The 8,883-nt window shown below is 40.5% G+C and carries 6 protein-coding genes, 2 tRNA genes and 1 pseudogene; 1 reads left to right on the top strand and 8 read right to left on the bottom strand.

What is annotated here, in order from left to right; genetic code table 11:
* The 6 genes and pseudogenes from RYO55_RS09325 to RYO55_RS09305 all read right to left on the bottom strand — a co-directional run.
* Positions 1-1,040, bottom strand: a 1,040-nt coding sequence (locus RYO55_RS09325) for an ABC transporter permease (RefSeq protein WP_314985244.1), incomplete at its 3' end; no start/stop codon positions are given.
* Positions 1,040-2,152: an ABC transporter permease gene (locus RYO55_RS09320; RefSeq protein WP_314985242.1), complete on the bottom strand. Its 1,113-nt coding sequence runs from the start codon at positions 2,150-2,152 to the stop codon at positions 1,040-1,042. The genes RYO55_RS09325 and RYO55_RS09320, both read right to left, overlap by 1 nt.
* The gene (locus RYO55_RS09765) at positions 2,149-2,910 is read right to left on the bottom strand and encodes an ABC transporter ATP-binding protein (RefSeq protein ID WP_399554522.1); all 762 of its coding nucleotides are present in this window, start codon (positions 2,908-2,910) and stop codon (positions 2,149-2,151) included. The genes RYO55_RS09320 and RYO55_RS09765 overlap by 4 nt, the downstream gene beginning before the upstream one ends.
* A gap of 588 nt (positions 2,911-3,498) precedes the next feature.
* Positions 3,499-3,846, bottom strand: a pseudogene (locus RYO55_RS09760) (ATP-binding cassette domain-containing protein); the annotation flags it as partial.
* Positions 3,847-3,957: 111 nt separating this feature from the next.
* Positions 3,958-4,866, bottom strand: a complete 909-nt coding sequence (locus RYO55_RS09310) for an efflux RND transporter periplasmic adaptor subunit (RefSeq protein WP_314985246.1) — start codon at positions 4,864-4,866, stop codon at positions 3,958-3,960.
* A 153-nt stretch (positions 4,867-5,019) separates the two neighbouring features.
* Positions 5,020-6,720: an efflux transporter outer membrane subunit gene (locus RYO55_RS09305; RefSeq protein ID WP_314985239.1), complete on the bottom strand. Its 1,701-nt coding sequence runs from the start codon at positions 6,718-6,720 to the stop codon at positions 5,020-5,022.
* A gap of 168 nt (positions 6,721-6,888) precedes the next feature.
* Between RYO55_RS09305 and RYO55_RS09300 the strand changes: the two genes are divergently transcribed.
* Positions 6,889-7,167: a helix-turn-helix transcriptional regulator gene (locus RYO55_RS09300; protein ID WP_156697033.1), complete on the top strand. Its 279-nt coding sequence runs from the start codon at positions 6,889-6,891 to the stop codon at positions 7,165-7,167.
* A gap of 120 nt (positions 7,168-7,287) precedes the next feature.
* On the opposite strand, the gene RYO55_RS09295 is transcribed toward RYO55_RS09300, so the two are convergent.
* Positions 7,288-7,364: transfer RNA gene (locus tag RYO55_RS09295), tRNA-Arg, on the bottom strand.
* A 112-nt stretch (positions 7,365-7,476) separates the two neighbouring features.
* Positions 7,477-7,552: transfer RNA gene (locus tag RYO55_RS09290), tRNA-Trp, on the bottom strand.
* Positions 7,553-8,883 lie beyond the last annotated feature (1,331 nt).

Here is an 8,883-nt window from a genome sequence, read left to right as displayed (position 1 = left end):
TTAAACCAAATATCCGTCAATCCTGCACCTTCAAGATAAATCCTGCGCATTGCATCAACAGAAAACCGCATAGGATTTCCATATGTAAGATATTGCAATAGTTTCGGCATATTATGTACAGGTGTGATTAATCCGGACAATAATGCTAGTGGAAAGAGAAAGACAAAAACATATACGAGAACTTGCTGCATATTTTTTGCAATAGCCGAAATAGATAATCCCAATCCAATGCTACTACTTATAAATGTAAACAACACGGCATACACAAGAAATATGTTGCCCCGAAATGGAACTTTAAACCAAAACATGGCTATTAATAACAATACAGTACTTTGAAACAGTCCTATTATCATGGGTGGTATAGACTTTGCAATCAAAATTTGCATAGATGATACAGGTGTCACCAATAATTGATCAAAGGTCCCCTGTTCTCGTTCTCTTGCCACAGATAAGCCACCCAACATGATAACTTGTGTCATACTGATCAATATGACGAGACCTGTCAAGAAAGTCCATGAAGACTGCTGGTTTTCATTGTACCAGGTACGAGATTCAATCGTGATTCCCTTATGTTCAATGCCTAACCAAGTCTGATTGAATTGAGAAATGATTTGCCCCATATAGGCTGCGACAAGACCTGAGGTCATTGTGTTCGTCCCATTTGCAATAACAGTGATAGATGTAGGTTGTTTATGCTTTAATTTTTCTTCAAAATCTTGAGGTATGATAACAGCCATAATAACTTTGTTGGAGTCTATTAGTGGTGCAATTATATCCGGAGAGTTCGCAGATTGATACAGTTCAAAAACACCTGATGAATTAATAGTCGATTCTAGTGCAGCTGCGGTCTGCGTATGACTTTCATCAATCAATACATAGGGAACTTTGTTGAGATTATAGGTTGCGGCATAACCGAAGAGGAATCCTTGAATAATAACCGGTAACAGTAAGATTATACGAGTTTTCGGATCTTTGAAGGTGGCTAATAGCTCTTTCCATATGATAGCAACAATTTGGTTCCAGTACAGGCGCCAATTCATTATTCCACCTTCTTCCGCGTAATATAAATTGTCAATATTGTAAAGCAAATAGCAAATCCCGATAATACGGCACTATTTTTAATGATCAAATACCAGTTATTTCCACCGAGGAACAATGATTTCAGTAATTCTAAAAAATATGTGGGAGGTAAAAGCCTTGAAATATATTGAATCACCACAGGTTGTGAGTGTGGATCAAATAAAAAACCCGTCAATATTAAAGCTGGTAAAAAACTGGTAAGTAACGCCATTTGACAAGCTAAGAACTGTTTCTTCGTAAACGCAGATATAAGTAATCCCATATTTAAGGAAACAATCAAATACAATGTGGACACGATGCAGATGATCCATAAGGAACCACGCATCGGTACTTCATAAAAGAAATACGATACACCGAGGCAAAACAATAGCCCTAACATGGCCAATACATAATAAGGCACTACCTTAGCCAAAATAATTTCAATAGGCTTAACTGGTGTAACGAATAAAGCCTCGAACGTACCACGCTCCCATTCTCTAGCCATAACAACCGCCGTAAGAAAGACGGATACAATCGTCATGATAATCATGATGAGCCCAGGAATCAAAAACCAGGTACTTGTATTTGCCTCATTAAACCACATGCGATGATTCATTGTTATATATCCGCCACGTAGCATAAACGGAATATTCTTAACGGCCCATAAATTAATAGCTGAGTTTACATAACTTTCTATGCTCATCGCTACCGAAGTATCGACACCGTAGTAAATTCCCTGCACTTTCCCTTGTCCACGCATAACTTGAGCAGAAAAATCCTGTGGGATCACTAATATGGCATCTACCTTTCGCTTTTCCATCAATAGTTCCGCCGTATTTCTATCACGAACCGCTATGGGCTGAAAGTACTCGGAACCGTTTAATGAATCATACACACTCTCGGACATTGCATCCTGACGTTCCATAACCACCGCTATCGGTACATGTTTAACATCCAATGTTACCCCTGAGCCGATGAGGATAATAAGTAGTATAGGTAGCACAACCCCCAACAAAATAGTGCTGGGGTCGCGCAATACTTGTAAGGTTTCCTTGTATACCAATGAGGAAAACCGTCTTATAAATCCGTTCATACGTCCTCCTCCTGTTCCCGTTTTTCCAGTATGACAGAGATAAACGCTTCATCCATAGTACAAGTCTCGTCGCCAGCAGTCCGTCTAACCTCATCAGGTGTTCCTAGCACAACGAGTTTCCCTGCATCCTGAATCATAATACGGTCACAATATTCCGATTCATCCATAAAATGAGTCGTAATAATAATCGTTGTTCCTCGCTTTGATAAAGAAGTAATCTGTCTCCAGAAATTACGACGTGTAAGAGGATCAATACCACTTGTGGGCTCATCCAAAAAGAGAATTTTAGGCTCATGCATTAGCGCAGCCGCCATGGACAAGCGCTGTTTATAACCACCAGGCAAATCACCGGCTATCATATCTCTCACATCGTTCAGACGAAACTCCTTGATAACAGCTTCTATTCGATTATCCTTTTTTTGACCGTACAAACCATACACACCAGCAAAAAAATCCAGATTTTCCATAACGGACAGATTGCCGTACAAAGAAAACTTTTGCGCTACATATCCGAAATTGCTTCTTGCTGCTGTACGAGATTTAACGACATCAACTCCGGCTACTCGTAAATCCCCGCTCGTTACAGGCAATAATCCACAAAGCATACGAAATGTCGTCGTCTTGCCGGCTCCGTTTGGTCCAAGCAATCCGAATACTTCTCCGCGCTGCACCGTAAAAGAGGTATTGGCCACCGCCGTAAAATCACCGAATGTCCTCACCAAATGAGATACAGAAATTTCTACTGGTCGCTCAACCATTTCATTGGGGGACAACAAACGCTTTCGTTCTGTCTCTATATCACTTTCATCAAAATCCATATCGATGGTATCTGAAAAAGCAGTTCTCTGTTTCGAAGAAAATTCATCCTCTTTTAACAGCATCATAAAGGTATCTTCCAAACGGCTTTGAACTGATTGTTCCTCCATACCGTACTCGCTAAGCCAAGGAATCAAAGGTAACTCTCGAGTCTTAATGTACCTAACCTTACCCGCATCCGGAACTGCATCTGCCACACAACGAGTATCATCCAATAATGCAGCCTGTACATCTCGCATACACAAAGGTTTCGGTATCTGAACCTGAAAACATCGCCCTTCAGACATTTGAGTCAACTCATTCGGTGTCCCAGTTGCTAAAAACCGCCCTTTATTAAGGACGAAAACATCTTTACAACGCTCCGCCTCATCTAAGTATGCAGTACTAACAAGTACGCTGATTCCATCTGTACGTACTAACGACTCTAAAATCTCCCATAACTCACGTCTTGAAAACGGGTCAACCCCTACGGTAGGCTCATCAAGCAGCAATAACTCTGGAGATCGTACAAGTGTACAGGCCAAGCTGAGTTTTTGCTTCATACCGCCCGACAATTTACCGGCGGGACGCTTAGTAAATTTGGCTAGCCCCGTCATATGCAGTAATTTTTCAAACCGCTCCATTCTCACATGCAAAGGAATACCGTGTAAATCTGCATAGAGATTCATGTTTTCACTGACCGATAATTCCTCATAAAGCCCAAACTTCTGAGGCATATAACTGAGTCTATCTTGAACTTTCTGCGAATATGCTTTCACATCCATTCCGAGGACATCTAAAGAACCAGCCGTGGCATCCAATAAACCGGCTATCAAACGAATCAAAGTCGTTTTCCCCGCCCCATCTGGCCCGACCAATGCAGTTAAACAACCTTTTCGAATTTTAAAATCCAAATGGTCCAATGCTTTTATAGGATCAGCTCCGACAATGGGAAATTCTTTATATAATTGTGACGCTTCGATTGCATATACATCATTCACCGCACACCTCTATATATCAATGGAAACAGTGGCAGGCATCCCTAAACGAAGACGATTATTCGGGTCATCCACATAGACCCGCACTTCATACACAAGGGTAGTACGCACATCTTCCGTTTCTACCGATTTAGGTGTAAATTCCGCTACGGAAGAAATATATCCGATTGTGCCGTGAATCGGTTCGTTCTTATATGTATCCGTTGTTACATTTGCTGCCATACCATTATAAATTTTCCCTAAATCTCGTTCGTTCACATATACACGAACCCACTTTTTGGTATTCTCAGCCAACTTAAATACAGGTGTACTCGGTGAAGCCATATCACCGACCTGTAATAATCGGGCCGTTATAACACCATCTATAGGAGCCGTTAATACGGTTTGGTTCAACAAGAACTCCTGACGGGCCAGTTCGCTTTTCATCGCATCCAATTGTGCCTGGGCCTGTGCTATATCTTCCTGTCTTGGCCCTGCGACAGCTAAATTGTATGCTTGTTGAGCCTCATTTAATTTAGCTTCCGATACTTTCACCTTCGCCTGTATATCATCTACAGACTGTCGACTGACGGCCTTACCATTTGAAGCATTATAGGATTTTTGCAGCTTATCGGACTCCTGCTTCGATTGAGCCAGCGAAGCCTCTGCAGATGTAACTCGTGCCGACGCTTGAGCGATTTCCTCTGGTCTACTCCCAGCTTGCAACTTAGCCACTATAGCTTCCTGTGCTGCAATGGTGTCCTTAGCCTGCTGTACAGCAAGATTCAATTCATCAGAATGTAAATACCCCAAAATCTGCCCTTGGCTCACGACCGCACCTTCATCCACCAAAAGGCTGGCAATCCGATCACTTCCCCGAAATGCAACATTCACTTCACGCAGATTCACATTGCCTTGCAATACAATGTGATGAGCCGCCATATACGCTTCATATTGATAATAAGCATAATAACCTGCACCGCCCAGAATAATTAGAAGAGCAATTATTATACTTATACACTTTTTTCTATTATTCGCCATCCAACGTTTAAGGACATCAAGTTTCTCTTTCATAATCATTCCCCGCTTCTCACACTATTTCTTAGCATGCAAATCCGCCTCTGCCGCCTGATCGATGTCCATGGCTTCCCAGCCACCGCCTAAGGATTTGAATAAACGAACGGTATCAGCAAACTCTTGCCCTCGACTCATGATATATTGCCGTCTAACAGACAATACATTTCGTCGCGCATCAAGAACACTTAAGTAGTCACTAATACCAGAGTCAAAATTAATTTGAGCCAATGATTCCGCTTGCTGTGCAGATTCTACAGCAGATTTTAATTCCTCAGACTTAATATGATCCTGAGATGCATCCGTCACCGCATTTCGGACCTCCCCTACTGCTTTCAAAACAGTCTCTTCGTAAAGTGCCAAGTATTCCTGTTCCTTTTCCGTTTGTACTTTTATATTCTTCCGGATAGCTCCGGCATGAAAAATAGGCATCGTTATTGACGGTCCTATCCCTATCATCTTCCCGATGACTGAAACGAGTCCACCCGATGCAAACGACTCCAATCCTATACTGCCATTCAGTGAAAATCTAGGCTTAAGATCAGCCTTTGCGGACTTCGTTTTCTGCTGTTGTGCCGCAATACGTCGTTCAGCCGCCTGTATATCCGGTCGTTGCCGCAAAGCTTCCGCCGGTATGCCGATAAACATATGCGGATCCACCGTCGGTAACGAAGCATTATCCGTCAATAACCCATCGACTTCGCCCGGAACTGTTCCTGTCAAGATAGAGATAGCGGACATTGTGGAGGCTATATTTTTCTTTAATGAAGGAATCTCCGCCTGAGTCTGAGACAATGCATATGTAGCCTGTTGTACCGGTAATTCATTTATAATGCCTGACTGATAATTTACCTTGAGCAGTTCCAACGCTTCCTGTTGACGCTTCACATCATCTTCCGTAATGCGTAATTGCTCCTGCAAGGTTCTTAACGACATATACTGTAATGCGGTTTCCGCACTCAACGATACCCATGTGGAATATAAATCCGCCTGTGATGCCTGCAGCGAATTCGATGCAGCACGTGAATTGGCTTTCTGTCTTCCGAATATATCAATTTCCCATCGGGCATCAACTCCCAGTTTGCCCGTTTCTACAGTTCTCGTCGTCTTATCAGGTAAAGGTAAACTCTTTATTTCTTCTCGGTCCGAATCCCATTCGCCCTGCCCTCTGTTAGCAGACCATGAACCGGAAGCATCCAGCCAGGGTAATCGTTGCGCTTCAGCAATTCCCAACTGCAACCGTCCTTGTCTAACTCGAGAACGAGCTACCTCTAACTGCCGATTATTTTTGAGGGTCAAATCAATTAATTGATCCAATACAGGATCATTAAAAACCTTCCACCAGTGGGCTAATTCTTCTTCACTGACTGCTTTTCCTTCTACAACCTCATACGGTAACGGATGTTTTCCCGCTTCTTCTACCCAAGAATGTTCATTTAATTCTTTAGTTGCTTTTTGTTTCTCTGAAAGCTTAGCCTCATCAGCAGCAGTGCTTTTTTTCTTCTTTTTTTTGCCGTCCTTGTAATACGATGCAATAACAGGACTGCCTTGGTCAGAATCGTCAACAGTTTTTTCAGCCCTATGCTGTACTGTCGTATTATCTCGACTCGTTCGATTCGCATCGCCGTTTGATTGACTAAAACTGACGCCTGCGCTAGCACTCCAAGCCCCTAATGCTAAACATATATAAACAATTAAAAGTTGTTTTCTATTCGTCATCATAGCAAACCTCTTTTCATTTCCATATATATCAGTATCATTGTATGTTCATCTTATAATATAAAACCATTATGTATCAATAATATGAAGTATCATTTTAATCTAACTTGAGTTTTATCAAACTTTCACATAAAATAAAAATGTATTAATATAATTCAAGTGGAGGCGATTATGTATATCGGTGAAATCATTAAAAGCTATCGAGAACAACATAATATGACGGTTGAAGAATTCGCAAATAAATCGAATCTAAGGCAAACAGAAATCAACCAATTGGAAGAATTATTTCAAAGCGATGGAACGACACCTCATCCTGTTGCAATGCGACAAATTAAAGCTATAGCTGAAGCCATCGGACAGCCAATCCCCATCATTATGAATCTTATTTCTGCAGATCAAGAAATTGTCGTTAACGTAGTAGCTGAATCAGACCAGCCACATGCGAAATAATAAGACTTAGTCTATTAAATAAAGATCATTAGCTCATAAAAGGACCCTACATAAATATGTAGAGTCCTTTATATACATATAAAAAATAAAAAAGCACCACATTACTGTGATGCTTTAATTTGGTGACCCAGAAGGGATTCGAACCCCTGGCCTTTTGATTCGTAGTCAAACGCTCTATCCAGCTGAGCTACTGAGTCATGTACAAGGTACTCACTTATATTAACATAATGATTGCAGCTACGCAAGCATTTTTTAATATTTTTCGAGTAATTTTATGGACATGCGGTCCGAAGACCGCAATCCAAAGTTTGGCAGGGGCAGTAGGACTTGAACCCACAACCAACGGTTTTGGAGACCGCTACTCTACCAATTGAGCTATACCCCTATGTTCATCAAGCTTTGCTTGATACTTGATTAGTTTAACAAATATTACATACTCTGTCAAGAAATAAAGGCTTTTTAATCGATAAAATAATAGTGATTATTAAAGGAAAAGAGCCCTTTCTCAAGGGCTCTTATGTCTACCTAACTTTTACCTTTATATATACGGGAGATGGTATATATAATTAGAGAGTTTTGTATATGTATTGTTTTGTTTATACACAGGGAGAGTATTGTTGTGTATTTAAGTGTTGTTTTATGTGTTGTATTGTTTTGTGTTGTTTGTATTATTTGTAAAAGGGACAGGTAAAAGTTATTAGTAGTAGACCTCCATTTCCTTAGTTGATCTCAATCAACTATAGTTAGTATATAGATAATTCGTGAAAACATAGTGAAAGTGATATGAAATATAATCAAAACGAGTAATTTTTGGTACATTTTGGTATATTATTAAATATCAGAAAAATATCTACAAAGCACGTATTTACTAGGTTAAACAGAGATCTATATAAAATAGTGATAATTCTATGCATGAATAGAATATGTAATAAATAGTAATTATTAAAATTTATAATTGAACCTCCATTAATTATTTAATCTCAACTAATTGAAAAATATGATTAAAAAATAATGAAATAATTAATACAGTAAACCGGTCATCGCTCTAACATTTCTATCTTCTACATCCCCACTTATCAGATTTTCTAGTAGAAGAAAAGTCATACATAAAAAAGACACACCCTCAGGTGTGCCTTTACGTCAATCAGCGGCTTCCTATCACACTCGCCCAAAACAGTATTTAAACAGTCTTTTAATGTACAGTGCTTATTGTAGGACTTCGTCGAAGGTGATGTGTGGGCCCCATACGTCGTTTAATCCTAATTACTTTTCTCTTGCCCTACTTGCTTCCTCACTGTGGATTTTCCTTCACTGCTTCGCAGTTCGGTAAATCTTACGTTCGGAAGAAAGTGATGTGTACGCCCCATACGTCGTTTAATCCTAATTACTTTTCTCTTGCCCTACTTGCTTCCTCACTGTGGATTTTCCTTCACTGCTTCGCAGTTCGGTAAATCTTACGTTCGGAAGAAAGTGATGCAGTGAATCTGTCGTCGTTTCACTCCTCCATCTTCTACTGCCCTACTTTTCCCACGCCGTCTTATTGATAAATGCACATAGACAATACTTCTACAACCTTGGCTGGAGATGGGTCTAGTAGGGTTAGCTAGTTGAAGACTAGCAAAAAGAAAAAGGCCTACCTTTAGGTAGACCTTTTTCTTTTAGTCAATCAGCGGCTTCCTATCCTCCCAGGCCGTCTCCAGCCAAGTACTTTCGGCG

This window comes from uncultured Veillonella sp., assembly GCF_963551295.1.
Classification (GTDB): domain Bacteria; phylum Bacillota; class Negativicutes; order Veillonellales; family Veillonellaceae; genus Veillonella.
This window is presented reverse-complemented; position numbering and strand designations above follow the sequence as displayed.